This window comes from Oceanobacillus massiliensis str. N'diop, assembly GCF_000285495.1.
GTDB lineage: Bacteria > Bacillota > Bacilli > Bacillales > Amphibacillaceae > Oceanobacillus > Oceanobacillus massiliensis.
In genome coordinates this window covers 195396-220123 of the sequence record NZ_HE610977.1, presented here as the reverse complement: position 1 = coordinate 220123, position 24728 = coordinate 195396, and the positions used below count along the sequence as shown (strand labels likewise).

At 42.6% G+C, this 24728-nt stretch carries 19 protein-coding genes and 2 pseudogenes; 20 read left to right on the top strand and 1 reads right to left on the bottom strand.

Annotated elements, in window-relative coordinates; translation table 11 throughout:
• The first annotated feature begins 6 nt into the window (after positions 1 to 6).
• The 11 genes and pseudogenes from OMHG_RS06690 to OMHG_RS06640 all read left to right on the top strand — a co-directional run bounded on the left by OMHG_RS06690 (position 7) and on the right by OMHG_RS06640 (position 11799).
• Complete coding sequence (locus OMHG_RS06690) at positions 7 to 933, top strand: aspartate carbamoyltransferase catalytic subunit (protein ID WP_010649431.1); 927 nt, start codon at positions 7 to 9, stop codon at positions 931 to 933.
• Positions 887 to 2169: pseudogene (locus OMHG_RS06685) on the top strand (dihydroorotase). Before OMHG_RS06690 ends, OMHG_RS06685 begins: the two are co-directional and overlap by 47 nt.
• On the top strand, positions 2162 to 3262 hold the full coding sequence (locus OMHG_RS06680) for a carbamoyl phosphate synthase small subunit (protein ID WP_010649426.1): 1101 nt from the start codon (positions 2162 to 2164) through the stop codon (positions 3260 to 3262). Before OMHG_RS06685 ends, OMHG_RS06680 begins: the two are co-directional and overlap by 8 nt.
• Positions 3255 to 6458: a carbamoyl-phosphate synthase large subunit gene (carB, locus tag OMHG_RS06675; protein ID WP_010649424.1), complete on the top strand. Its 3204-nt coding sequence runs from the start codon at positions 3255 to 3257 to the stop codon at positions 6456 to 6458. The genes OMHG_RS06680 and carB overlap by 8 nt, the downstream gene beginning before the upstream one ends.
• Positions 6455 to 7210, top strand: coding sequence for a dihydroorotate dehydrogenase electron transfer subunit (locus OMHG_RS06670; protein ID WP_010649423.1), 756 nt, complete (start codon positions 6455 to 6457; stop codon positions 7208 to 7210). Before carB ends, OMHG_RS06670 begins: the two co-directional genes overlap by 4 nt.
• A complete protein-coding gene (locus OMHG_RS06665) occupies positions 7207 to 8124 on the top strand; it encodes a dihydroorotate dehydrogenase (RefSeq protein WP_010649421.1) in 918 nt (305 codons plus the stop codon). Before OMHG_RS06670 ends, OMHG_RS06665 begins: the two co-directional genes overlap by 4 nt.
• A complete protein-coding gene (gene pyrF / locus OMHG_RS06660; RefSeq protein WP_010649419.1) occupies positions 8121 to 8834 on the top strand; it encodes an orotidine-5'-phosphate decarboxylase in 714 nt (237 codons plus the stop codon). Before OMHG_RS06665 ends, pyrF begins: the two co-directional genes overlap by 4 nt.
• The gene (pyrE, locus tag OMHG_RS06655) at positions 8818 to 9432 is read left to right on the top strand and encodes an orotate phosphoribosyltransferase (protein ID WP_044476813.1); all 615 of its coding nucleotides are present in this window, start codon (positions 8818 to 8820) and stop codon (positions 9430 to 9432) included. The genes pyrF and pyrE overlap by 17 nt, the downstream gene beginning before the upstream one ends.
• Positions 9433 to 9631: 199 nt before the next feature.
• Positions 9632 to 10003 carry an iron chaperone gene (locus OMHG_RS06650; protein ID WP_010649414.1) on the top strand — a complete coding sequence of 124 codons (372 nt, stop codon included), beginning with the start codon at positions 9632 to 9634 and terminating at the stop codon, positions 10001 to 10003.
• A 400-nt stretch (positions 10004 to 10403) separates the two neighbouring features.
• A complete protein-coding gene (locus OMHG_RS06645) occupies positions 10404 to 11291 on the top strand; it encodes a LysR family transcriptional regulator (RefSeq protein WP_010649413.1) in 888 nt (295 codons plus the stop codon).
• A gap of 82 nt (positions 11292 to 11373) precedes the next feature.
• On the top strand, positions 11374 to 11799 hold the full coding sequence (locus tag OMHG_RS06640; protein WP_010649412.1) for an organic hydroperoxide resistance protein: 426 nt from the start codon (positions 11374 to 11376) through the stop codon (positions 11797 to 11799).
• Positions 11800 to 11824: 25 nt separating this feature from the next.
• Here OMHG_RS06640 and OMHG_RS06635 read toward each other — a convergent pair whose 3' ends face one another.
• The gene (locus tag OMHG_RS06635; protein ID WP_010649411.1) at positions 11825 to 13537 is read right to left on the bottom strand and encodes an Rqc2 family fibronectin-binding protein; all 1713 of its coding nucleotides are present in this window, start codon (positions 13535 to 13537) and stop codon (positions 11825 to 11827) included.
• Between the two features lie 94 nt (positions 13538 to 13631).
• On the opposite strand from OMHG_RS06635, the pseudogene OMHG_RS06630 reads away from it, so the two are divergent.
• The 9 genes and pseudogenes from OMHG_RS06630 to rsmB all read left to right on the top strand — a co-directional run bounded on the left by OMHG_RS06630 (position 13632) and on the right by rsmB (position 24727).
• A pseudogene (locus OMHG_RS06630) lies at positions 13632 to 16285 on the top strand (calcium-translocating P-type ATPase, SERCA-type).
• A 129-nt stretch (positions 16286 to 16414) separates the two neighbouring features.
• A complete protein-coding gene (locus OMHG_RS06625) occupies positions 16415 to 17311 on the top strand; it encodes a YicC/YloC family endoribonuclease (RefSeq protein WP_237566158.1) in 897 nt (298 codons plus the stop codon).
• Between the two features lie 184 nt (positions 17312 to 17495).
• A complete protein-coding gene (gene remA / locus OMHG_RS06620) occupies positions 17496 to 17756 on the top strand; it encodes an extracellular matrix/biofilm regulator RemA (protein ID WP_010649407.1) in 261 nt (86 codons plus the stop codon).
• Between the two features lie 32 nt (positions 17757 to 17788).
• Positions 17789 to 18409, top strand: coding sequence for a guanylate kinase (gene gmk / locus OMHG_RS06615; protein ID WP_010649406.1), 621 nt, complete (start codon positions 17789 to 17791; stop codon positions 18407 to 18409).
• A complete protein-coding gene (rpoZ, locus tag OMHG_RS06610; RefSeq protein ID WP_010649405.1) occupies positions 18406 to 18600 on the top strand; it encodes a DNA-directed RNA polymerase subunit omega in 195 nt (64 codons plus the stop codon). The genes gmk and rpoZ overlap by 4 nt, the downstream gene beginning before the upstream one ends.
• Positions 18601 to 18769: 169 nt before the next feature.
• Positions 18770 to 19987, top strand: a complete 1218-nt coding sequence (gene coaBC / locus OMHG_RS06605; protein WP_010649404.1) for a bifunctional phosphopantothenoylcysteine decarboxylase/phosphopantothenate--cysteine ligase CoaBC — start codon at positions 18770 to 18772, stop codon at positions 19985 to 19987.
• Positions 19984 to 22392, top strand: a complete 2409-nt coding sequence (gene priA, locus OMHG_RS06600; protein ID WP_010649402.1) for a primosomal protein N' — start codon at positions 19984 to 19986, stop codon at positions 22390 to 22392. Before coaBC ends, priA begins: the two co-directional genes overlap by 4 nt.
• Positions 22393 to 22431: 39 nt before the next feature.
• Positions 22432 to 23379: a methionyl-tRNA formyltransferase gene (gene fmt, locus OMHG_RS06595; RefSeq protein ID WP_010649400.1), complete on the top strand. Its 948-nt coding sequence runs from the start codon at positions 22432 to 22434 to the stop codon at positions 23377 to 23379.
• Between the two features lies 1 nt (position 23380).
• Entirely contained in the window at positions 23381 to 24727 is a 1347-nt protein-coding gene (gene rsmB / locus OMHG_RS06590) for a 16S rRNA (cytosine(967)-C(5))-methyltransferase RsmB (RefSeq protein WP_044476811.1), read from the top strand.
• Position 24728 lies beyond the last annotated feature (1 nt).

Below are 24728 nucleotides of genomic sequence, written 5' to 3'. Positions count from 1 at the left end.
GGACCTATGAGACATTTTGTATCCGTTAATCAGCTCACGACAGAGGAAATATATGCAATCCTAAGGAAAGCCGAAAGCTATCAAAAACAAAAGGTTATGCTAAACCAGCAATTGTTTGCAGCAAATCTCTTCTTTGAACCGAGTACACGGACAAAAATGAGTTTTAATGTGGCACAAAAGAAATTGGGTCTTGAAATTCTCGACTTTCACTCTGAATCTTCCAGTGTTCTTAAGGGGGAGTCACTCTACGATACGGCAAGGACATTTGAAGCGATCGGTTCTGATCTCCTCGTCATTCGCCATCCATCAGACCACTGGCTGGATGAGCTGGATAACAGGCTATCCATACCGGTAATCAATGCGGGCGCAGGAAAAGAAGAGCATCCCACCCAATGTATGCTTGATCTGCTGACAATCTATCAGGAGTTTGGATGTATTGAAGGATTAAAGATTGCAATTGCCGGTGATATCAAACATAGCCGGGTGGCACGCTCCAATGCACTGGCCCTTCAAAAACTCGGGGCAACTGTATTTTTGACTGCTGCCCCCGGATTTGAAGATGATGAACTGGAACTTCCTTATATTTCAATCGATGAAGCAGTAGAAATTTGTGATGTTACCATGCTGCTGCGAATACAGCATGAAAGGCATCTTCATAAAGCTGAAACATCTGATTATCTGGAGCTCTATGGATTAACAGAGGAACGGGAAAAAAGAATGAAGGAGCAGGCAATTATCATGCATCCTGCCCCAATTAACAGGGGTGTTGAGATCGATACAGACTTGGTCGAATGCAGACGTTCCCGTATTTTTAAACAAATGGAAAATGGTGTATATGTAAGAATGGCAATTATGATGCATGTATTAAATGAATGGGGGATTATCAATGAAAACAATATTGAAAAACGCTACTCGCTTATTGCCAACAGATGAATTCACGGCATGTGAAATCCTGATTGAAGAGAATAAAATAAAAAAATAGATACCAGCATTCCAGATGAAGCCGATGAAACGATTGACCTTGGAGGAAGACTGGTATTGCCAGGATTCATTGATGTGCATATCCATCTTCGGGAGCCTGGCGGTGAGCATAAAGAAACCATATTTACTGGTACGGCAGCTGCTGCCAGAGGCGGATATACTACAGTCTGCGCAATGCCGAACACGAATCCGGTTCCTGATAGCGGGGATGCCCTCAGAGCGCTGCTTGCAAAAATAGAAACTGATGCAAAAATCAGGGTACTTCCTTATGCGGCGATTACTAAAGGGCTAAAAGGGAAAGAAATTACCAACATCAAGGAATTAAGTGAAATGGGAGCATTTGCATTCACGGATGATGGTGTCGGCATACAGACAGCAGATCAAATGCTGCGGGCCATGAAGGAGGCAGCAGCATGCGGCGTGCCGATTGTGGCACATTGTGAGGACAATTCAATCGTATATGGCGGGGTTGTACATGATGGAGAGGTGAGCAAACGTTTGAATCTTCCTGGTATACCATCATTGAGTGAATCCGTGCAGATTGCCAGAGATGTCCTGCTTGCAGAAGCGGCAGACTGTCACTACCATGTTTGCCATGTGAGTACAAAGGAATCGGTGCGCGTCATTCGCGATGCAAAGAAAGCCGGAATCAATGTAACAGCTGAAGTAACACCGCATCATATTCTGATGAACGAAGAAGATATCCATCAGAATGATGCAAATTATAAGATGAATCCTCCCTTACGCTCTAAAGAAGATCAGCAGGCATTATGGGAAGGGCTTCTCGATGGAACAATCGATTTCATAGCGACTGACCATGCTCCCCATTCCATCGATGAAAAAGCGAAAGGCTTTGTAGATGCGCCATTTGGTATTGTCGGACTTGAAACAGCATTTTCGCTTTTATATACCAACTTAGTTGAAACTGGAAAAATTTCGCTAAACCAGCTGGTAGAATGGATGACAAATAAGCCTGCTGGCGTCTTCGCTCTTCCATACGGGACGCTTGAGATAGGCAGTCCAGCAGATTTAACAGTGATAGATTTAGAGAAAGAAACAGTTATAGATAAAGAGACTTTCTGCTCAAAGGGGAAAAACACTCCTTTCCAAGGATGGAAGGTAAAAGGAATACCAGTATTGACACTCGCTGCTGGCAACGTTGTATACAAGGAGGATATTCATGGCTAAACGACAATTGATTCTTGAAGACGGTACGGTATTTATTGGTGAAGGATTTGGCAGTGAGCAGACTGCAAAAGGTGAAGTTGTATTCAATACAGGTATGACAGGCTACCAGGAAGTTATCTCAGATCCATCCTACTGCGGACAGATCGTTGCGATGACCTATCCATTAGTCGGGAATTATGGCATAAATCGAGATGATTTTGAAACCGTAACGCCATTTATCCACGGATTTGTTGTAAAAGAAGTAAGTGATGCACCATCGAATTTCCGGAATGAAGAAAACCTGGATCACTTTTTGAAAGCACATGATATACCTGGCATTTACGGGATCGATACAAGAAAACTTACGAAAATCATTCGTAAGCACGGAACAATGAAAGCCATGATCACTGATGTGGATGTTTCTTCCGAAAAGCTTATTGATCAGGTGAGAAATCTGATTATGCCGACCGATCAAGTTAAGCAAACGTCTACAATAAAGCCATATGTTGTACCGAGCAGGGGACAGCGTATCGTGATGGTGGATTTTGGAGCGAAACATGGCATCCTGCGTGAACTAACAAAGCGTAATTGCCATATTACTGTAGTTCCGCATAATTACAGTGCTGAAGCTATTTTGCGCTTAAGGCCTGATGGAATTATGCTGACAAATGGTCCTGGAGATCCAAAAGATGTGCCAGAGGCAATTGAGATGATAAAGCAAATCCTAGGGAAAGTTCCGGTGTTTGGTATATGTTTAGGCCATCAGTTACTTGCGCTTGCTTGTGGAGCGGATACTGAAAAATTGAAATTTGGACACCGTGGTGCCAATCATCCTGTCAAGGATATCGTGAAGTGCAAGACGTATTTAACCTCACAAAATCATAGTTATGCAGTTAGAGCTGCATCATTGGATGCGACCGATCTGGAGCTTACACAGATAGCGCTGAATGACCATACAGTGGAAGGGATCAAGCATACGGTCTACCCAGCCTTTTCGGTACAGTACCACCCGGAAGCGTCACCTGGTCCGGAGGATACGAATTACTTATTCGATGAGTTTTTGAACATGATTACGGAAAATCAAGTGAAGAATGAGGAGGAAGCATATGACTAAAAAAACAGACATCCAGAAAATCCTGGTCATTGGTTCAGGCCCCATTGTCATTGGTCAGGCCGCAGAGTTCGACTATTCCGGAACCCAGGCTTGTCAGGCTTTAAAGGAAGAAGGATTTACAGTTATTCTCGCCAATTCAAACCCGGCCACGATTATGACAGACAATACTGTAGCAGACCAAGTATATATGGAACCTTTAACCGTTGAGTTTCTAACGAAGATTATTCGAAAGGAACAACCGGATGCACTACTACCGACACTTGGTGGACAAACAGGTTTGAATCTTGCTATGGCTCTTGAAGAAAAAGGCATTCTGTCAAAATACGATGTACAGCTGCTCGGCACAACACTGGAGGCAATCCAGAAAGCAGAGGATCGGGAGCAGTTCAGAGATCTGATGAATCAGTTAAACGAGCCAGTACCGGAAAGCAGTATCGTCCATACGGTAGACGAGGCTCTCGATTTTGCAGATGAGATTGGCTTCCCGCTTATTGTACGACCCGCATATACACTCGGTGGAACGGGTGGAGGAATGTGCTACAGCTTACAGGAATTGAAGGAAGTCACAAAGAATGGCCTGGCACTTTCCCCCGTCAATCAATGTCTTGTAGAGAGAAATATTGCCGGATTTAAGGAAATTGAGTATGAAGTCATGCGTGATAAAAATGACCAGGCTATTGTTGTCTGCAATATGGAGAATGTGGATCCTGTTGGAATTCATACGGGTGATTCAATCGTTGTCGCGCCTTCCCAGACTTTAAGTGACAGGGAGTACCATATGCTTCGGAATGCATCTTTAAAAATTATCAGGGCACTCCAAATCGAGGGTGGTTGCAATGTTCAGCTGGCGCTTGATCCGAACAGCTTTGACTATTACATAATCGAAGTAAATCCAAGGGTCAGCCGATCATCAGCGCTTGCATCCAAAGCAACTGGTTATCCGATTGCAAAGGTAGCGGCAAAAATTGCAATTGGTTATACATTGGATGAAATCATTAACCCGATTACAGGTAAAACATATGCGATGTTTGAACCGGCACTGGACTATGTTGTGACAAAGTTCCCAAGATTTCCCTTTGATAAATTCACAACAGGTGATCGCAGACTTGGCACACAGATGAAAGCGACCGGAGAAGTCATGGCAATCGGACGTAACTTTGAAGAATCGCTTTTAAAAGGAATTCGTTCTCTTGAACTGGGAACAGAGGAGCTATGGCTTAAATCGCTTATCCGGCTAACCGATGATATTTTGGAAAAACGTATGAAAAAGGCGGATGATGAGCGCATATTCGTTATCGCTGAAGCATTTCGCCGAGGATATTCAGTAGATGATATTTTTCAAATGACGAAGATTGATCCTTTCTTCCTTGTGAAGATGGAAAGATTGATAGGGCTTGAGAGAGAACTGGAAGCAAATCCATTTTCAGATGAATTGCTGGATAGGGCAAAAAGAATTGGTTTCGCGGATTCGCAGATAGCAAGATTATGGAATGCAACAGTTGATGATATATATAGCCACCGAATGAACCGGAATATTCGACCGGTCTTTAAGATGGTGGATACTTGTGCAGCGGAATTTGAGTCAGAAACGCCGTATTTTTACAGCACTTATGAAGAAGAAAATGAATCCATCACTTCAGAACGCCGGAAAATTCTTGTTCTCGGATCGGGGCCGATTCGAATTGGCCAGGGAATAGAGTTTGATTATGCAACGGTTCACTCTGTCCTGGCAATAAAAGAAATGGGCTATGAAGCGATTATCATGAACAATAATCCAGAAACAGTTTCCACCGATTTCAGTATTTCTGATAAGCTTTACTTTGAGCCGTTGACATTGGAAGACGTCATGCATGTTGTAGAATTGGAACAGCCTGAAGGTGTAATCGTCCAATTTGGAGGTCAGACAGCAATCAACCTGGCAGCTGGTTTGGAACGAAGAGGGGTTTCCATTCTAGGCACCAATCTGGAGGCAATTGACAGAGCGGAAGACCGCGATAAATTCGAAATTCTGCTGGATGAATTGAATCTGCTGAGACCAAATGGGAAGGCAGTACGAAAACTGGATCAGGCAATCAAAGTGGCAAACACAATTGGGTATCCAGTGCTTGTAAGACCATCCTATGTCATCGGCGGAAGCAGAATGGAGATTGTCTATGACGATAAGGAATTGGAAACGTATCTTGCCAAATCCGATAACATCGACCCGGAGCATCCAATTTTGATCGATAAATATTTAACGGGTATTGAAGCAGAGGTAGATGCAATCAGTGATGGGGAAACGACCATCATTCCTGGGATTATGGAACATATCGAGCGTGCCGGTGTACACTCAGGAGACTCAATGGCCGTCTATCCGCCCCAGAGACTGAGTGCGTCGGTTAATGAAAAATGTTTGGATGCTGCAACTAAAATCGCCAACGCACTGCATGTAAAGGGATTAATCAATATTCAGTTTATCATCCGGGGGCAAGATGTGTATGTCCTGGAAGTAAATCCGCGTGCAAGCAGAACAATTCCATTCCTGAGTAAAATAACCGGTGTGACAATGGCAAAGATTGCCACAAAATGCATCTTGGGAATTAAACTGAAGGATTTGGGATATGAAACAGGTATTCTGCCTGAGCAATCCCAGGTATCGGTAAAAATTCCGGTATTTTCTTTTGAAAAGTTACGCAGTGTCGATACGATACTTGGGCCGGAAATGAAGTCAACCGGTGAAGCAATCGGTTATGACAAAACACTGGAAAAGGCTTTGTATAAAGGTTTAATCGCAGCAGGTCTGACAGTTCCGCAAGAAGGAGGCGTTCTTCTGACGGTCGCCGATAAGGACAAAAGCGAAATGCTTGAAATTGCAGAAGGGTTCCATCAGCTGGGATTCCTGCTCTATGCAACAGAGGGAACGGCCGACTATGTGAGAAAAACTGGCGGATTACCGGTCGTTGAAGTAGCCAAGATTGGATCCACTGAACCAAATGTACTTTCCATTATTGAAAATGGTCAGGTTCAATTTGTAGTGAATACCCTTAACTCAGGAAAAAGACCAAGATCGGATGGTTTCCTGATTCGCAGAGAAGCAGTAGAGCATGGTATTGCATGTCTTACAAACATGGATACGGCAAATGCAATTCTGAATGTTATCGACTCTACCACCTTCAGTGCAAAGCCTATGGACCAGAAGGCGGCAGCGACAGTATGATAAAAAAAGAGACAATGATAATAGAAGCCATAAACAGAATCGCACTGGATACAGTCGAAATGGTGGCAGCCAATCCTTATATAAGCAAAACGGCGATTCCTGGGCAGTTTCTGCACGTGGCAATTCAGGGGCACACGCTCAGAAGACCGATTTCAATTGCAGATATAGATAGAGAAAAAGAAACAGTTACTATTTTATTTAAAATAGTGGGGTCTGGTACGGAACAGCTAGCTGCTCTGAGTCCGGGTATGACGTTTAATGTGCTTGGACCAAGCGGGAATGGCTTCAATACAGCTAATAAAGACAAAACATCCGTCTTGCTAATTGGTGGAGGAATCGGTGTTCCTCCACTGTATTATCTGGGAAAGACATTAGCGGACATAGATGCAGAAATTATTTCTATCCTTGGTTTTCAAACAAAAGCAAATGTTTTCTATGAGGAGAGATTCAGGGAACTGGGCGAAACCTATATTGTTACCGATGATGGTTCCTATGGTAAAAAGGGATTTGTTACAGATATCATTGAAACAGTCGGACAGTTTGATAGCTACTATACGTGTGGACCACTGCCAATGCTAAAGGCGATTACTGCAATGCTGCCCGGTACACCAGGTATGATATCACTTGAACAGCGGATGGGCTGTGGGGTTGGTGCATGTATGGCATGTGTGATTCCCTCCGAAGAACCGGGGGGCTATAAGAAAATATGCAGTGATGGACCGGTATTCTATGCTGAGGAGGTCTCGCTATGAATAATCTGGCGGTAAGCTTACCAGGATTGGAGCTTAAAAATCCGATTATGCCTGCGTCCGGATGCTTTGGATTTGGAAGAGAATACAGTGAATTTTATGATCTTAGTAAGCTTGGTGCTGTAATAATGAAAGCAGCAACAGGGTCAGAACGGCTTGGCAATCCTACACCGCGTGTTGCGGAGACTGCTTCGGGAATGCTTAATGCAATTGGTCTGCAAAATCCTGGAGTGGATAAGATTATTGCCAGGGAAGTTCCTTACCTTGCAAAATACAATACCTCAATCATTGCAAATATTGCTGGAAGTACGATCGAGGAGTATGCAAAAGTTGCAGAGGCTTTTAACCATACCGATCAAGTACATGCATTGGAATTGAATATCTCCTGTCCCAATGTGAAAGAAGGCGGCATCCAGTTTGGTACTGATCCAGGAATGGCAGCCAAGGTAACGGAAGTCGTTAAAAAGGCAAGCAACCTTCCAGTCTATGTTAAACTGTCACCAAATGTAAGTAATATTACCGAGATGGCAATGGCCGTGGAATCAGCAGGGGCAGACGGACTTTCCATGATTAATACGATTACGGGAATGCGTATCGATTTACCGACTAAAAGACCATTAATTGCTAATAGAACGGGCGGGCTTTCAGGTCCAGCCATTAAACCTGTAGCGATTCGTATGATCTATGAAGTGAAGCAGCATGTTTCCATTCCAATTATTGGCATGGGTGGTGTGGACAGTGCGGAGGATGTACTGGAATTCCTCCTTGCAGGTGCGAGTGCTGTTGCCATCGGAACCGCAAATTTCAGCAATCCCTATATTTGTCCGGAAATCATCGAGGCACTTCCTAAGACATTAGCGAAGTACGGATTTTCCTCTGTTGGGGAAGCAATTGGAAAGGGGGCATGTAACACATGACTAGTCAAATTTATCTGGCACTCGATTTTCCGGAGTGGGAAGAGGCAAAAAGATTCCTTCATGATCATAATTTGCAAGGAGTTCCAGTAAAAGTCGGTATGGAGCTTTTCTATAGAGAGGGACCAGCTGTCATTGAAAAACTGAAGCAGGACAACCATCCTATTTTCCTTGATTTAAAGCTTCATGATATTCCGACGACCGTTATGCGTGCAATGAAGAAGATTGCAGAACTTGAGGTGGAATTGACAAATGTCCATGCACTTGGCGGAAGCGAAATGATTAAGTTTGCCAAGGAAGGTCTTGTCAATGGAAGCGGCAGTCAAATTACAAAGCTAATCGCAGTAACCATCCTGACTTCGATGGACCAGCAAACAATGAACACAGAGCTTCGGATACCAGGCATGCTTGATGATAATGCAGTCCATCTCGCAGAAACTGCACAAAACAGCGGCGCAGATGGTGTCGTTTGCTCTGTCCATGAAGCCGGCAGGATAAAAAAGGCATGTGGTGGAAATTTCTTAACGGTTACACCGGGAATCCGCCTTCAGCAAACAGAAAGTAATGATCAAAAAAGAATTGCAGCACCAGGATTCGCCAGAGAAAATGGTTCTGACGTAATTGTAATTGGCAGAAGTGTAACGAAAGCACAAAACCCTAATGAAGCATACAGATTAGCAGTTGAGGAGTGGGATAATGGCATTGAAAGATGAACTGGCAAGAGAATTACTGGAAATCAAAGCCGTGCAAATAAATCCTGATAATTATTTTACTTGGACTTCGGGGATTCAATCACCAATATATTGCGACAACCGCTTAACCATGTCCTATCCTAAAATACGTGCGAAAATCAGTGAGGCATTTGCAGAAAAAATAGCATCAATGGATATGAAACCGGATGTGATTGCTGGTTGTGCTACCGCAGGAATTCCGCATGCTGCCTGGCTTGCTGACAGATTAGATCTTCCGATGGTATATGTACGTTCAAAACCAAAAGGCCATGGGAAAGGTAATCAGATTGAGGGGCATATCACCGAAGGAAAGAAGGTGCTCGTGATAGAAGATTTGATTTCGACGGGCGGGTCAGCAATTGCATCTGCTAAAGCCTTGCAGACACAGGGTGCTGAAGTATTAAGTATCTTTGCCATCTTTACATATGGTCTTAAAAAGGCGGAGCAACAGTTTGCAAACGCACAGCTTCCTTTTGAAACAATCACAAATTTCGATGAGCTTGTGGAAGCACTGGTTGAGGAAGGAAAACTTAACAGCAATGAAAAAAATAAATTATTCGACTGGAGAGACAGTCTTTAGGGAACCGGAAATTTTCATAATCAGGCAGAGGTAAGCCGAATAGCCTTTTCTTAAGTAGGGGGGCATGCCCCCGGCCATTCGTATTTTGACGGCCAGTGCGGTAAAGTGTATCGTAAAGTAATAAGGGTGCTTAAAAGCGCAGCTTCTTCTGGCTGTCGGCATTAAAATCGTTGGGAGATGAATATGGAGGGGGAACAATATGGAAGTTTTTGAAGACTATTTAGCAAGGATTGATAACCCACAGCAACGGATGCGAACGGAAGAAGTCCTAACCTGGGTAATGAAGAAATTTCCTGGTTTAGTGCCAAGGATTGCTTGGAATCAGCCTATGTTTACCGATCATGGCACATTTATAATCGGCTTCAGCATTGCAAAGCATCACTTGGCTGTCTCACCTGAACGGGCAGGGATTCTTCATTTTTCTGATGAAATTATTAAATCCGGCTATAGTCACAGTAAGCAGCTGGTACGGTTCGAGTGGGATCGTCCGTTTGATTTCTCGTTACTTGAAAAAATGATCGAGTTCAATATTTCGGATAAGGCAGATTGTTCCGCTTTTTGGAGGAAATAAATAACAATAGCATCGCCGTCATATGCGGATTTACTGCTTAAATGCTAATGGATGCATAAAGGAAAATAGCCTGCTATTATTCACTTCAGAAAAGGTTACCGCATGGAATATTGATTTTTTGCCTGGATGTGACTACATATTGAGATTTGGAATCGAGTGGAAATATGCATAAAAAGGACCGGACATTTTAGATACGTCTAATAATATGTCCGGTCCTTTTAAGACAGTTGCCTTCATTGCCGCTTATCGGAAATTCCATACAGCGTATCGATTATGAGAGTATCTGTTCCTCTACCGAATTATGGCCAATATACTGCCGCAACCACACTTTTTGTGTAATAAGTCCAATACTGATATATAATTGAACTAAATATGTATTGTTATCTGGGGGAATGCCTATATGAAAATTGATGATTATCTACTGCTGCTCAAATTGAATGAGATTGGTACTATTAGAGGAACTGCAAAGGTAATCTTAATTTCGCAGCCCGCTGTTACGCAAAGGCTGAAATATATTGAAGATTATTTTGGTGAGGCTATTTTTATACGGACATCGAAGCGATTAATACCGACTCCGGTCGGTGAAATCATTTTAGCACATGCAAGCGGAGTAATAGCGCGAGAACATGAACTGAAAAATAAGCTGGCGGAATCCGGAAAAGATGTTCAGGGAACACTATCGATTGCGTGCTCGTCCCTAATCAGCCAGCGGTTTCTTCCAGCAATACTGGGTGAGTTTACGGCCGCTTTTCCAAAGGTTGCCATTGATCTTGTCACCGGAATCAGTGAAGATATCAGACGTGATCATAAGAAATACCATGTCTGTATCATAAGAGGAGAAAAGCTGAGGGAAACTACTTCGATCCGCTTGTTTGATGACCCGCTATTCATGTTTGATACGGAACCATTTCCGAAAGATAAATTGAAAGAGCGGCCATTAATTTCCTTCAAGAGTGACGATAGCATGCATGAACTTGTTGATAACTGGCTGTATCATCAAGAAAAGATTAAACCTTTAAAGACAATGACGGTGGATCAGATTGAAACCTGCAAGCAATTTATGAAACAGGGAATAGGAATGGCCGTACTCCCGGAAAGTGTATCGGACTCCATGATGGATCGTTATCCGCATATTGCCTTAAAGCTTGCGGGAAAAAGTGTGACCAGAGATACATGGGTCTGTTATCAGGAAGGCATTCGTAAGCTGCCACAGGTAGATCATTTCATAACAGCATTAACAAATACCGAATTCCTCCCGCATCAGCAGCCATTAAGTGCATTGGATTAATATCCTGTTGTACATGTTTACCTAAGCTATAAAAAAGGAAAGGTATAGTATAGGGACGACATAACAAGGAGGATGTTTATTAATGAGTGATATTATATTTACTTCAAGTGCTACAGCTAAGAACGGCAGGGATGGACATGTGAAATCCGATGATGGTTTAATCGATCTAGAATTAGTGAACCCGGCAAAAAATAAAACGGATAAAACAGGATCCAATCCGGAACAGCTATTTGCTGCAGGATATGCAGCATGTTACGATGGGGCACTCAATTCTGTGGCGAGACAGCAGAAAAAGCAAGTTGAATCGGAAACAACTGCTGATGTCAGTTTCATGAAGGATGCTGAAGATGGCGGATATAAAATTGGAGTAACGCTGAATATCAAGATGGAGGGTGTCAATCCTGAAGAAGCAGAGGAATTGGCGGAAGCTGCCCATCAGGCTTGTCCATATTCAAAGGCAACAAGAGGCAATATTGAAGTGAAATTAAATCCGCAGGCTATTCAATAAAAAAAAGGATGATTCCAAATTGGAATCATCCTTTTTTCTTAAGCTTATCTACTGTTTCTTTTAGTGGTGTGACATATAGTGTTTTCTGATTATCATATATAACATAGCCGGGTTTTGCTCCGTTAGGTTTTTTGACGTTCCGAATCGTTGTGTAATCGACCGGAACGGAAGACGAACTCTGGGATTTGCTGAAATAAGCGGCAAGCTCTGCTGCCTCCATCAGTGTCTGTTCACTATATTCTTTCGCACGAATGATGACATGTGATCCGGGTATATCCTTTGTGTGCAGCCAGGTATCATCCCGGTGTGCAAGCTTAGTTGTTGCGTATTCATTTTGCTTGTTGTTTTTACCGACCAGAATTAACGTGCCATCACTGGCAGTATATTCTTCAGGTACCGGTTTAGATGGCTTGTTTTTGTTCTTGCGGTTTGATTTTTGTTTCTTTAAATAGCCTTCTTCGCGAAGTTCCTCGCGAATTCCTTCGATATCCTCCACACTTGCCACATCAATCTGCTGCAGTAATTGATCGAAGTATTCGATTTCCGCGTTCGTGCGGGTTATCTCTTTTTCGATTACTGCTTTTGATGTTTTCAGCTTCTGGTAGGTTTTAAAGTAACCTTGTGCATTCTCGCTTGGTGTTTTGTTTGGGTTCAGTTCAATGCTACGTTCTGCCTGTTCCGGGTCATAATAATCGGTAACGGTGATACTGGTATCGCCTTGTTTTACCAGATGCATATGGGCAGTCAGAAGCTCACCCATTTGCTGATAATAGCCTGCTTTTTCGGCTTTTTTAATGGTCTGCTTATGCTTTTTTAATTTGCGTATATTTTTGTTTCTCTCAATTTTAATGAATCGATAGAGATCCTTCGCCTGCTGTTTGACACGATCCCGCTCTGCCTTGCCGGAGAAGAATGTGTCCAGCATGACATTGACACTGTCAAATTCCGCTTTTTCTCCCGTATAGGAAGTGATTGGCAGTACATGGAAATCCTCCTTGACGTTACGGTAAATGGCAGGACTATATTCATTCCCGATAATCTGCTGCTGCACTTCTGAAAACTTATCGGCATAGACGTCATCGGAGCCGAAATTTGCCCTGCTGGTAATCTCACTCGTGATAAAAGGTGAAAATCCTTCCAGTATCCCGACCATTTGCTGATCGATTTTCCCCGCATTAAAGTCGAGTTTTCGAATGAGCTGCTCTCCATCAATCTCCAGTGGATTCAATTTATTTTGAGATGGGGGCAGTTTGTATTCCTGACCGGGCAATATGGTCCGGTAACGGTTCTGAGCCATGGAAATATGTTTAATGCTGTCAATGATATGTCCTTTTTCCTTGTCGACAATCATCACATTACTATGTTTTCCCATGAGTTCAGCTACCAGCAATTTATGGCTGACATCACCTATTTCATTTCTTGTTTTTATGGAAAAGGTTACGATTCGCTCCATGCCATATTGCGTGATGTCTTCCAAAATGGCCCCCGACAGATGCTTCCTTAACACCATGCAAAACATGGGTGCTTCCTTTGGGTTGGTATATGAATCATCCGTCAAATGGAATCTTGCATATGTTGGATGGACTGAAAACAATAATGTATGATTTTTCCCCTGACTTCTGATTGTGAAAATAAGCTCGGTCGCAGTTGGCTGATATATCTTTGTTATTTTACCTGAAACCAATTTATCCTTTAATTCTTCTGTAACTGCTCTTGTTACGATACCATCGAATGGCATAAAATCACCTCTTGCGTAATTATAGCATTTTTTCATACGGTTAGGCATAGATATTGTAATAGCTTGTACTATCTAAATGCGCGGAGGAATGCAGATGAAATGGTATCAATTGGATGCAGAAAAGGTTGAACAGAAGTTGCATGTTACAGCAAATAGGGGATTGACCTCTAAGCAGGCTGAAGAACGTCGGAAGCAATATGGGGAAAATATTCTTGAAGCAAAGAAAAATACTTCTAAGTGGCTCATTTTTTTAAAGCAGTTTCAGGATTTCATGGTTATTGTTCTGCTTGCTGCTACGTTGATTGCAGGACTGCTTGGTGAATTCGTTGACGCAATTGCAATTATGTTCATTGTTATGATCAATGGATTTATCGGTTTCTTTCAGGAACAGAAGGCAGAAAACTCATTAGAAAAATTAAAAGAATTGTCAGCTCCTATGGCCAATGTCATGCGTAATGAAAGGTGGGAGAAAGTATCGTCCCGGGATGTGGTTGTCGGAGATATCGTTAAAATCAATAGCGGCGATCGTATTCCTGCAGACCTGCGTATTGTTACATCTAATGGAATGGAAACAGAGGAGTCAGCGCTCACAGGGGAATCCCTGCCGGTCAGTAAACATGCGACTGCAATCATGAATGGCGATATCGATGTGCAGGACCAGGCAAATATGGGATTTATGGGTACACTCGTCACGAGGGGATCCGGTATCGGTATCGTTGTTGGAACAGGAATGAATACCGTGATGGGACAGATTGCTTCGTTAATGGCAGAAACGAAGAAGACAGTAACCCCGCTTGAAATGAAATTGGCAGAGCTCGGCAAGATCTTAATTATCGTAGCAGTCCTATTAACAGTTCTTGTCTCTGGCCTAGGCATAATGCAGGGTCATCCCATGTATGAAATGTTTCTTGCGGGAGTATCACTTGCTGTCGCCGCCATCCCGGAAGGACTGCCTGCAATTGTGACTGTAGCTCTGTCACTAGGGGTACAGCGGATGATACGGAAAAAGGCGATTGTCAGAAAGCTTTCAGCTGTTGAAACGCTCGGATGTGCCTCCGTTATTTGTTCTGACAAAACAGGGACAATGACTGAAAATCAAATGACGGTAAAGGAGATATACGTGAATGGAGAGTATTTGTATGTGTCTGGTGATGGGTACCAGATACAGGGAGATTTCTTTCGTGACAAACAAAAAGTAGAACGGGAAACACCGAATCTCGAGAACATGCTGCTCTATGGGATGTTATGTAACAATGCATCTCTATACGTGAAAAAAGGGAAAAATTTCATTGATGGCGACCCAACAGATGGTGCCTTGCTGGTTGCTGCGAGAAAGCTTGGCCTAAATGCCGGGTTTGCAGAAGACTTTCGGATTGTAAAGGAATTTCCGTTTGATTCAGACAGGAAAAGAATGAGTGTCGTTGTTGAAGATAAAAACGGGATGCGTTTCTTGATTACAAAAGGAGCGCCTGATGTGCTGCTTCCTAGATCATCCTTTTATTTGGACAGGGACGGGAAGAAACTATTAAAAAACAAAATCAGCAGCAGATAGAAAGCGCGATTAATGATATGGCAAATAAGGCGTTAAGAACGATAGCGATTGGGATTAAATCCTTGTCGGGAAATGTATCTCTTCAAGCTGCAAGCCTCGAGGATGACTTAACCTTTATTGGATTATATGGACTCATGGACCCACCTAGAAAAGAAGTGAAGACTGCAATCCGCGAATGCAGGGAGGCAGGAATTAAAACAGTAATGATAACCGGGGACCATGTAAACACCGCCAAGGCAATTGCGAAGAATTTAAATCTGCTACCTGATGGTGGACTAGTACTTGAAGGTTACCAGCTTAATAGGATGAGTACGGAGGAACTAAGCAATGTTATCGAGGATACGTATGTGTTTGCCCGTGTGACACCGGAGCATAAGCTGAAGATTGTCAAGGCTTTTCAGGAAAAGGGGCATATTGTCGCCATGACAGGTGATGGTGTCAATGATGCACCGGCGATAAAAGCTAGTGACATAGGAATCAGCATGGGCGTCAGTGGCACCGATGTTACAAAGGAAGCCTCGTCATTAATCTTAATGGATGATAATTTTGCGACAATCAAATCTGCTATTGAGGAAGGCAGAAACATCTATGAAAATATTCGCAAATTCATTCGATATCTGCTAGCTTCCAATGTAGGTGAAATACTTGTTATGCTCTTTGCGATGCTTTTGGCATTGCCATTACCCCTAATTCCAGTACAGATTCTATGGGTTAACCTTGTCACTGATGGACTTCCGGCAATGGCACTGGGTCTTGATAAGGCGGAAGAGGATGTAATGAGGCGCTCGCCAAGAAATCCCCGTGAAGGAATTTTTGCAAGAGGACTTGGCTACAAAATAATTAGCAGGGGGATTTTAATTGGTGCAGTGACATTGATCGGGTTTATTTTGACCTATCAGAACGATCCTGATAATTTAATATTTGCCCAGACAACGGCGTTCACCACACTCGTGATGGCACAATTGATTCATGTATTCGATTGTCGCAGTGAGCACTCTGTTTTCTCGAGGAATCCGTTTGGGAACCTATATCTTGTGTTCGCCGTAATTTCTTCCCTGCTGTTATTGCTTATTGTCATTTATTGGCCGCCGCTTCAGCCTGTGTTCCATACGGTAGCACTTACATTAAGAGATTGGCTGCTTATTATCGGATTAAGTGCAATCCCTACTGTCTTATTCGGCTTTTCCAAGAAGTGAAATCCCTTCCTCCCGAAGTTGTCGGTCACAAACTGACTGCTTTGGGATTTTCTTGTTTATATGGATTATTTTTCTATAGGCAAAGTGATTGCTATAATAGAATCTGAACTCATATAACTTCTAAATTAGATGGCGGTGATGGAATTGACAAGCAGTATGACTGGTTATGGCAGAGAAGTGCTCCATTTGGAAAACAGTACGTTAATAATTGAAATAAGAAGTGTCAATCATCGGTTCCTTGATATAACGACAAAGATACCGCGGACCTTCCTGTTCATGGAGGATAGGCTGAAAAAAATCATTCAATCCTATTTCGAAAGAGGTAGGATTGAGGTATATATCGAACTGGATGGAGAAAGGTTTTCGAAAAGGGAATTAAGGGCAGACTGGGAGCTGATGGATCAATACATTGCACAATTGAGACAAGCAAGACAACGATATGATCTCAAAGAAGAGGTGCCTATGTCGGTAATTCCTTCGATGAGCGGGTTTTTCAGTATTGAAGAAACGAAAGAAACACCAAGCGAACTGCATAGACTGATTCTGGACGGGCTGGATAAAGCGTGCAAGCAAGTAGAGTCTATGAGGGAACAGGAGGGACGCTTCCTAAAAGAAGATTTGCAGAAAAGACTCGAAACGATATATGATATCGTCAGTGAACTTCATCATCGGAGGGGTAGTGTCCGGATCGAATATCAGAGAAGAGTAACGGAGAGAGTTCATGGGTATCTGGAAGGGAAGATACCGGAGGACGATGCAAGAATCATGCAGGAAGTCGTATTGCTCGCTGATAGGGGAGATATTACAGAAGAGATAACGAGACTCTCTAGCCATATTGAACATTTTAGAAGGATGATGTCAGGTAAAACGGCTGCCGGAAGAAAGCTTGATTTTATTACGCAGGAAATGCATCGTGAAGCAAATACAATCGGGTCCAAATCTACGGATGCCAAAATCAGCGAATGGACTGTCGAGCTGAAAAGTGAGATCGAAAAAGTGAAGGAACAAGTACAGAATATAGAATAGCAGATACCGGCCGGCTTTTATGGCCAGCTTTTCGCAGTCATCCCACAAGCTTGCTGGGAACATGTAGCATAAAAACAGCCTTATTGAAATTTAATAGTATAAATTTCCGCTCAGATAAAGTATAATGATACTATTATACAAAAATGACTGAATATCGTTGGAGTTTGTTCAAGGGGGAAGTAAGTTGAATTTGAGTTTGATTAATATCGGTTTTGGAAATGTTGTTTCTGCAAATCGTATTATTTCGATTGTTTCACCAGAATCAGCACCAATAAAACGAATTATTACAGTAGCTAGAGAAAATAATAAACTGGTTGATGCTACATACGGAAGACGTACCCGTGCTGTGATTATTACAGACAGTGACCATGTCGTTCTTTCTGCTGTTCAGCCTGAAACTGTCGGACAACGCGTAATCAGTAACGATGAAATTTCAGATGAATAAACCATTATAGAAGAGCTTTAGGAGGAAATATGTTGATTGAGGAGAAAGGGATTTTATTTATTCTTTCTGGTCCATCCGGAGTTGGGAAGGGCACAGTTAGAAAAAGGCTTTTTGAGGAAGCGACCGAATTGCAGTATTCCATTTCCATGACGACTAGAAACATGCGTCCAGGTGAAGTAGATGGTGTTGATTATTTTTATAAATCCAACCAGGAATTCGAAAACCTGATCGAACAGAACCAGCTTCTGGAATATGCGAAATACGTAAGCAATTATTATGGGACGCCGCGCGCCTATGTGGAGGAGACGCTTGAGAAAGGGCAGGATGTCTTTCTGGAAATAGAAGTACAGGGCGCTTTACAGGTTAAAGAGAATTTCCCTGAAGGCGTATTTATCTTCCTTTTTCCGCCAAGTCTGGAAGAATTGAAGAACCGTATTGTAAACCGCGGTACGGAATCACAGGAATTGGTGCTTAATCGCTTAAAAGAAGCCCGCAAAGAGATTGAAATGATGGATGCCTATGATTATGTCGTCGTCAATGATCATGTTGAACATGCTGTCGATAAGGTAAAGGCAATTATCCAAAGTGAACATCTGAAACGGGAACGCGTTGCAAAACAATACAAGAAAATATTGGAGGATGAATTATCATGATGCTTGAACCATCAATAGATGCCCTGCAGGAGAAAATCAAATCGAAATATACACTGGTTACATTGTCTTCAAGACGCGCCAGAATATTAAGTGAAACAGACGACTTAATGATAGAACATCCTAAATCACACAAGTATGTTGGAAAGGCTTTGGAAGAAATAGAAGCCGGCAAATTATACTTGGATAATTAATTTTTTAAACTTAAACCTCCCGCATATTACAGTGGGAGGTTTATTTTTTACGTGATGAAAGGAATGCCCGAGTATGAATACCAGGCTTCTAAAAAGGCAAATGAGTTCTCAATATGTTATAAATAAACCAGAATAAAATTGTAATAAGTTCCGGAAAGGGGTTTGAACCTTGTTTGATCAAAAGAACATTCTATTAGGTGTTTCCGGTGGGATAGCAGTATATAAAGCGTGTGCACTGGCAAGTAAATTAACGCAAAAGGGTGCAAACGTAAAAGTCATCATGACAGAAAGTGCTGCAGAATTTGTCGCACCCCTGACTTTTCAGGCTTTATCGAGAAATCCCGTATATATAGATACATTTGATGAAAAGAATCCACAGAAAATAGCGCATATCGATCTTGCAGATTGGGCGGATATCGTTCTGATAGCACCTGCTACTGCAAATATTATTGGAAAGCTGGCAAATGGAATCGCAGATGATATGCTGTCGACAACCTTGCTTGCGACACAGGCAGATGTTTATATTGCTCCAGCAATGAACGTACATATGTATGCCCACCCAGCAGTAATCAAGAACATGAAGCAGCTGGAAGAATGGGGCTATCACTTTATTGAGCCAGGGGACGGATATCTTGCCTGTGGCTATGTAGGAAAAGGACGCCTCGAGGAACCTGAGAGTATCATGAAAGCAATCCAGAAACATCAGGAGAACCGTGAAAAAGAACCTATCCTTTCAGGGAAAAAGGTCCTCATTTCAGCAGGGCCTACAAGAGAAAGGGTTGATCCTGTCCGATTTTTTACGAACAGATCATCAGGTAAGATGGGATATGCACTTGCCGAAGCGGCAGCGGACAGTGGTGCAGAGGTAACACTTATATCCGGCCCGGTTTCGGAAAACATTATGCATCCTAACATTAAACGGATCAATGTTACAACTGCTGATGAAATGTATATCGAAATGCACCGTTATTTTCCTGGTCAGGATATTGTCATTAAAGCGGCAGCGGTAGCCGATTATCGGCCAAAACAAGTGTATGCAGAAAAATTGAAAAAAAAGGATGGAGAATGGCTGGTTGAAATGGAACGGACAAGGGATATTCTTCAATCCTTAGGAAAAGTGAAGACAAAGCAGTATTTGGTCGGTTTTGCAGCAGAAACAAACAATTTATTGGAATACGGGAAGAAAAAATTAGAAAAGAAGAATTTGGATGCTATTGTAATCAATGATGTTTCTTCTGCCGGTGCAGGTTTTGAAGGGGATACCAATAGCGTTACGTATGTAAATAAACATTGGAAACAGGATGAGGTGGCAATTGCCTCGAAAAGGGAAGTTGCAGAAAAAATACTCACCTTAATCAATCGGGATATGAAGGATGAATTGCATTGAATATTGCTAAAGTAATTGTGGATGTACCTGCAAGTTCAACAAATCAGACATTTGATTATATGATTCCAGATAAGTTCACAGACATGCTCGCGGTGGGGATGCGTGTGATTGTTCCATTCGGTCCAAGAAAAATTATGGGATTTGTCGTCGATATCACTTCAGAATCAACCTTTGATAAATTGAAAAGTATCTCTGATGTGCTTGATGTAGTCCCTGTTTTGACAGAGGAATTGCTGGAACTCGGAAAATGGGTTGCGAATGAAACACTTAGTCTATCGATTACTGCACTCCAGGCGATGCTGCCGCAAGTACTGAAATCGCAGTACAAAAAAGAATTGGTTCGTTTGACGGAAGGGAGGCTTCCGGATGATATGGAATATCTGTTTGCTGGGAGAGATTATATTCCATATGAAGAATTCGAAGCCTCTCCGATCAGCTATTATCAGCTTCAGAAGCTAGTTCAAGCTGGAGAAGTATCGATCGACTACCTAGTGAAATCAAGAATTACCAAAAAGAAGGTAACCATGGTTAGACCAGCAAAAGAAATGCATTTACTGGAAGAGGCTTTAGCGGATTTAGCCAAGACAGCAAAGAAACAAAGGCAGCTCTTACTATATTTTATAGAATTTGAGAAACCGATAGAGCAACAGCGGCTGCTGAAAGAAATCCAGACAACGACAAGCACTGTAAAAGCATTGGTCGAAAAGGGCTTGCTGGAAACATACCAACAGGAAATAATGAGGAATCCATATAATGATGATGAATTCAAAAGAACAGCCCCACTCCCGTTGACCGAACAGCAGCAAAAGGCCATCGATCCGATCGATGAAGCGATCGAAGCTAATAAACATGACGTATTCCTAATCCATGGAGTAACCGGAAGCGGAAAAACCGAAATCTATCTGCAGGCAATCCAAAAGGTCTTAAGCAAGGGCAAGGAAGCAATCGTACTTGTTCCCGAGATATCATTGACACCTCAGATGGTGAAAAGGTTTAAAGGGAGATTTGGTTCAAATGTTGCCGTAATGCATAGTGCACTTTCTGCAGGTGAAAAATTTGATGAATGGCGCAGAATCCAGCGGAAAGAAGTAAAAGTCGTTGTTGGAGCACGATCAGCCGTGTTCGCGCCATTTGAAAATCTTGGTATCATTATCATTGATGAAGAGCATGAAACGACATATAAACAGGAAGATCAGCCTCGCTATCATGCCCGCGATGTATCGATTCACAGAGGACAAACCAATAGCTGCCCTGTTTTGCTGGGAAGTGCTACTCCGGCATTGGAATCCTATGCCCGCGCAGCAAAAGGTGTCTATAAGCTTTCAACATTAAGTGAACGGACAAATCACAAGGCCATGCCGAAAGTGGATGTGATCGATATGAGAAACGAGCTCCATGCTGGCAACCGTTCCATGTTTTCCAGAACGCTTAAGGAAAAAATCGAACAGTGCCTGGAAAAGGGCGAGCAGATAGTGCTTATGTTGAATCGGAGAGGCTATTCCACATTTGTTATGTGCAGAGATTGCGGACATGTGAAAGAATGCCCGCATTGCGATATCGCATTGACCTACCATAAAAACAGCAATCAGCTGAAATGCCATTACTGTTCATATGAAGAGAAGGTGCCTCAAGTCTGTCCTGAATGCAGCAGCGACCTCATCCGATTCTTCGGGACCGGAACACAGAAAGTGGAAGAGACATTAACGACTCTTATTCCGCAAGCAAGGGTAATCCGGATGGATGTAGATACAACGAGAAGGAAAGGTGCTCATGAAAAGCTGCTGGGCCAATTTGCTGATAAAAAGGCAGATATCCTTTTAGGAACCCAGATGATTGCCAAGGGTTTGGACTTTGAGAATGTAACGCTAGTCGGTGTCCTTACAGCGGATTCGATGCTTCATTTGCCAGATTTCCGTTCATCGGAAAAGACTTTCCAGCTGCTTACGCAGGTAAGCGGACGTGCTGGCAGACATGAACTTCCGGGAGAAGTTATCGTTCAAACGTACACCCCGGAACACTACAGCATTGAGATGGCGAGTGAATACAATTTCAATGATTTTTACAAACGGGAAATGGGGATGCGAAAGGCATTTCAGTACCCTCCTTACTTTTATTTGGCACTGATTACCGTATCGCATGAAAACCATGTAAAGGCAGTCCAAACGACCCAGCAGATTGCACAATTGTTATTGAAAAATGTTGGGAATAATACCGTGGTATTGGGACCGACGCCATCTCCCGTGCCGCGTATCAAAGATAGATATCGCTATCAATGCATGATAAAATATAGAAATGAACCACATTTACGGAAATACATCAATAAAATAAAAACAATATTTGCAGATGATGTTCGGAAAAACAACTTATTGATTACAGTGGATATGCAGCCATATCATATGATGTAGCTAATATTGAGTTAGAGAAGTGAAAGAAGGTAGTAAATTATGAAACGCATAGTATTTATGGGAACCCCGGATTTTTCAGTTCCTGTTTTAAGGAATTTAATCGAGTCAGAATATGAAGTGGTGCTTGTTGTCACTCAGCCGGACCGTCCAAAGGGCAGAAAACGCATCATAACCCCTCCACCAGTTAAAGTAGAGGCTGAAAGTCATGACATTCCCGTATTCCAGCCGGAAAAACTTCGAAACGATTATGAAGAAATCCTGCGGTATGAGCCAGATTTAATTGTGACAGCGGCATATGGCCAAATTTTGCCAAATGAAATTCTTGATGCACCGGAATTCGGCTGTATCAATGTCCATGCATCATTATTACCTGAATTGCGTGGTGGTGCACCAATCCATTATGCAATCATGCAAGGGAAGAAAGAAACAGGCATCACCATTATGTATATGGTTGAGAAACTGGATGCGGGGGACATATTAACCCAGCGTTCGGTACCGATTGGGCGAAATGATCATGTTGGCTCCATGCATGAAAAACTGTCAAAGGCCGGTGCAGAGCTTTTGATAGACACCTTGCCAAGACTATTTGCGAATCAGCTGAACCCTGAAAAACAGGATGAAACCAAAGCGACCTTTGCTTCCAATATCAAGAGGGACCAGGAGAAAATCGACTGGAAAAAAGATAGTGATTCTGTCTATGATCAAATTCGCGGCCTGCATCCATGGCCCGTAGCCTTTACCACTTATGAGGGAAAGGTAATGAAAATCTGGTGGGGCGAACCTGCAGATGCCAGCTATAGGGACAAGGCACCCGGAGAAATTGCTGAAATAGCGGATAATAATGAAAGCTTTATCGTCGTATGTGGTGATCGAAAAGGAATAAACGTTATAGAGATTCAACCCGCCGGAAAAAAGAGGATGACCGTAAAAGAATATTTACAGGGATCACAGGATCGAATAAAAACTGGGATTATATTAGGTGAATAATATGAAATATCAATTGCGAAATACCATCCTTGATTTGCTGATCAGAATCGAAAAAGACAGCGGATTCAGCCACTTGGTAATAGACAACGAATTGAAATCAAAACGTATTGCTCCTAAAGACGAAGGCCTGCTGACGGAAGTCGTCTACGGAACGATTCAGAGAAAAATGACATTGGATTACTTTTTGAATCACTTTGTGAACGCCAATAAGAAAATGGATCAATGGGTACGGATGCTGCTAAGAATGTCCATTTACCAAATGATCTATCTCGACAAAGTACCTGATCATGCCATTATTCACGAAGCTGTTGAAATAGCAAAACAGCGTGGACATAAAGGTGTTTCCTCGCTAGTCAATGGTGTTTTGCGAAATGTGCAGCGAAATGGTGTGCCGGAAACAGCTTCCATCAAAAACGATGCAACGAGACTATCGATTGAAACAAGTCATCCGAAATGGCTGGTTGAGCGCTGGGTTTCTACTTATGGCTTGCAAACGGCAAAAGCAATGTGCGAGGCAAACTTAACCAAAAAACATAGTTCCATAAGGGTACAGCCACTTAAGATCACTCGTGAAAAAGCGATGCAGGTTTTAAGGGAGCAAGGCTTTGAAGTGAGGAAGTCCATTTTTTCACCGCAGGGAATCATAGTCGATAAGGGAAATATCTTAAATACTATGCTTTTTAAAGAAGGCTATGTGACAATTCAGGACCAGAGCTCTATGCTAGTCGCCGAAATGCTGGATCCGCAGCCAGGAATGCATGTACTCGATGGATGCAGCGCCCCTGGAGGCAAAGTGACCCATATTGCTGAAAAAATGGAAAACGAAGGTGTTATCCACGCATATGACCTTCATAAGAAGAAGGTTAAACTGATTGATGACAAGGCTGCATTGCTCCATCTGTCCATCATCGATGCGAAGCCGGGAGATGCGCGAAAGCTGGAGGACATGCATGAGCGAGAAAGCTTTGATCGAATTCTGATTGATGCGCCATGCTCAGGGCTAGGAGTAATAAGGGGCAAGCCTGAAATCAAATACGATAAAAGAGAAGAAGACATCCACCGGTTATCGGAAATCCAAACAGAAATTCTGGAGAGTGCTGCACCATTGCTCAAAAAAGATGGTCTGCTGATCTACAGTACTTGTACGGTGGATGCTGAAGAAAACGAAAATGTTATAAAACAGTTCCTCTTAAACAACACTGGTTTCCAAATCGATCCGTCGTTTTTCGAAACATTGCCTTCCGAATTAAAAGAGTCGCCAGGGATTACGGAACAGGGACTTCAGTTATTTCCACAAACGTTTCAAACGGATGGTTTCTTTTTGACACGCCTAAAAAAAATGGGATAAT

What these genes read in the sequence shown, in the direction of transcription:
- OMHG_RS06690 (WP_010649431.1), top strand. Translation starts at nt 7, where the DNA reads ATGAGACATTTTGTATCCGTTAATCAGCTCACGACAGAGGAAATATAT.
- OMHG_RS06680 (WP_010649426.1), top strand. Translation starts at nt 2,162, where the DNA reads ATGGCTAAACGACAATTGATTCTTGAAGACGGTACGGTATTTATTGGT.
- carB (WP_010649424.1), top strand. Translation starts at nt 3,255, where the DNA reads ATGACTAAAAAAACAGACATCCAGAAAATCCTGGTCATTGGTTCAGGC.
- OMHG_RS06670 (WP_010649423.1), top strand. Translation starts at nt 6,455, where the DNA reads ATGATAAAAAAAGAGACAATGATAATAGAAGCCATAAACAGAATCGCA.
- OMHG_RS06665 (WP_010649421.1), top strand. Translation starts at nt 7,207, where the DNA reads ATGAATAATCTGGCGGTAAGCTTACCAGGATTGGAGCTTAAAAATCCG.
- pyrF (WP_010649419.1), top strand. Translation starts at nt 8,121, where the DNA reads ATGACTAGTCAAATTTATCTGGCACTCGATTTTCCGGAGTGGGAAGAG.
- pyrE (WP_044476813.1), top strand. Translation starts at nt 8,818, where the DNA reads ATGGCATTGAAAGATGAACTGGCAAGAGAATTACTGGAAATCAAAGCC.
- OMHG_RS06650 (WP_010649414.1), top strand. Translation starts at nt 9,632, where the DNA reads ATGGAAGTTTTTGAAGACTATTTAGCAAGGATTGATAACCCACAGCAA.
- OMHG_RS06645 (WP_010649413.1), top strand. Translation starts at nt 10,404, where the DNA reads ATGAAAATTGATGATTATCTACTGCTGCTCAAATTGAATGAGATTGGT.
- OMHG_RS06640 (WP_010649412.1), top strand. Translation starts at nt 11,374, where the DNA reads ATGAGTGATATTATATTTACTTCAAGTGCTACAGCTAAGAACGGCAGG.
- OMHG_RS06635 (WP_010649411.1), bottom strand. Translation starts at nt 13,537, where the DNA reads ATGCCATTCGATGGTATCGTAACAAGAGCAGTTACAGAAGAATTAAAG.
- OMHG_RS06625 (WP_237566158.1), top strand. Translation starts at nt 16,415, where the DNA reads ATGGCGGTGATGGAATTGACAAGCAGTATGACTGGTTATGGCAGAGAA.
- rpoZ (WP_010649405.1), top strand. Translation starts at nt 18,406, where the DNA reads ATGATGCTTGAACCATCAATAGATGCCCTGCAGGAGAAAATCAAATCG.
- fmt (WP_010649400.1), top strand. Translation starts at nt 22,432, where the DNA reads ATGAAACGCATAGTATTTATGGGAACCCCGGATTTTTCAGTTCCTGTT.
- rsmB (WP_044476811.1), top strand. Translation starts at nt 23,381, where the DNA reads ATGAAATATCAATTGCGAAATACCATCCTTGATTTGCTGATCAGAATC.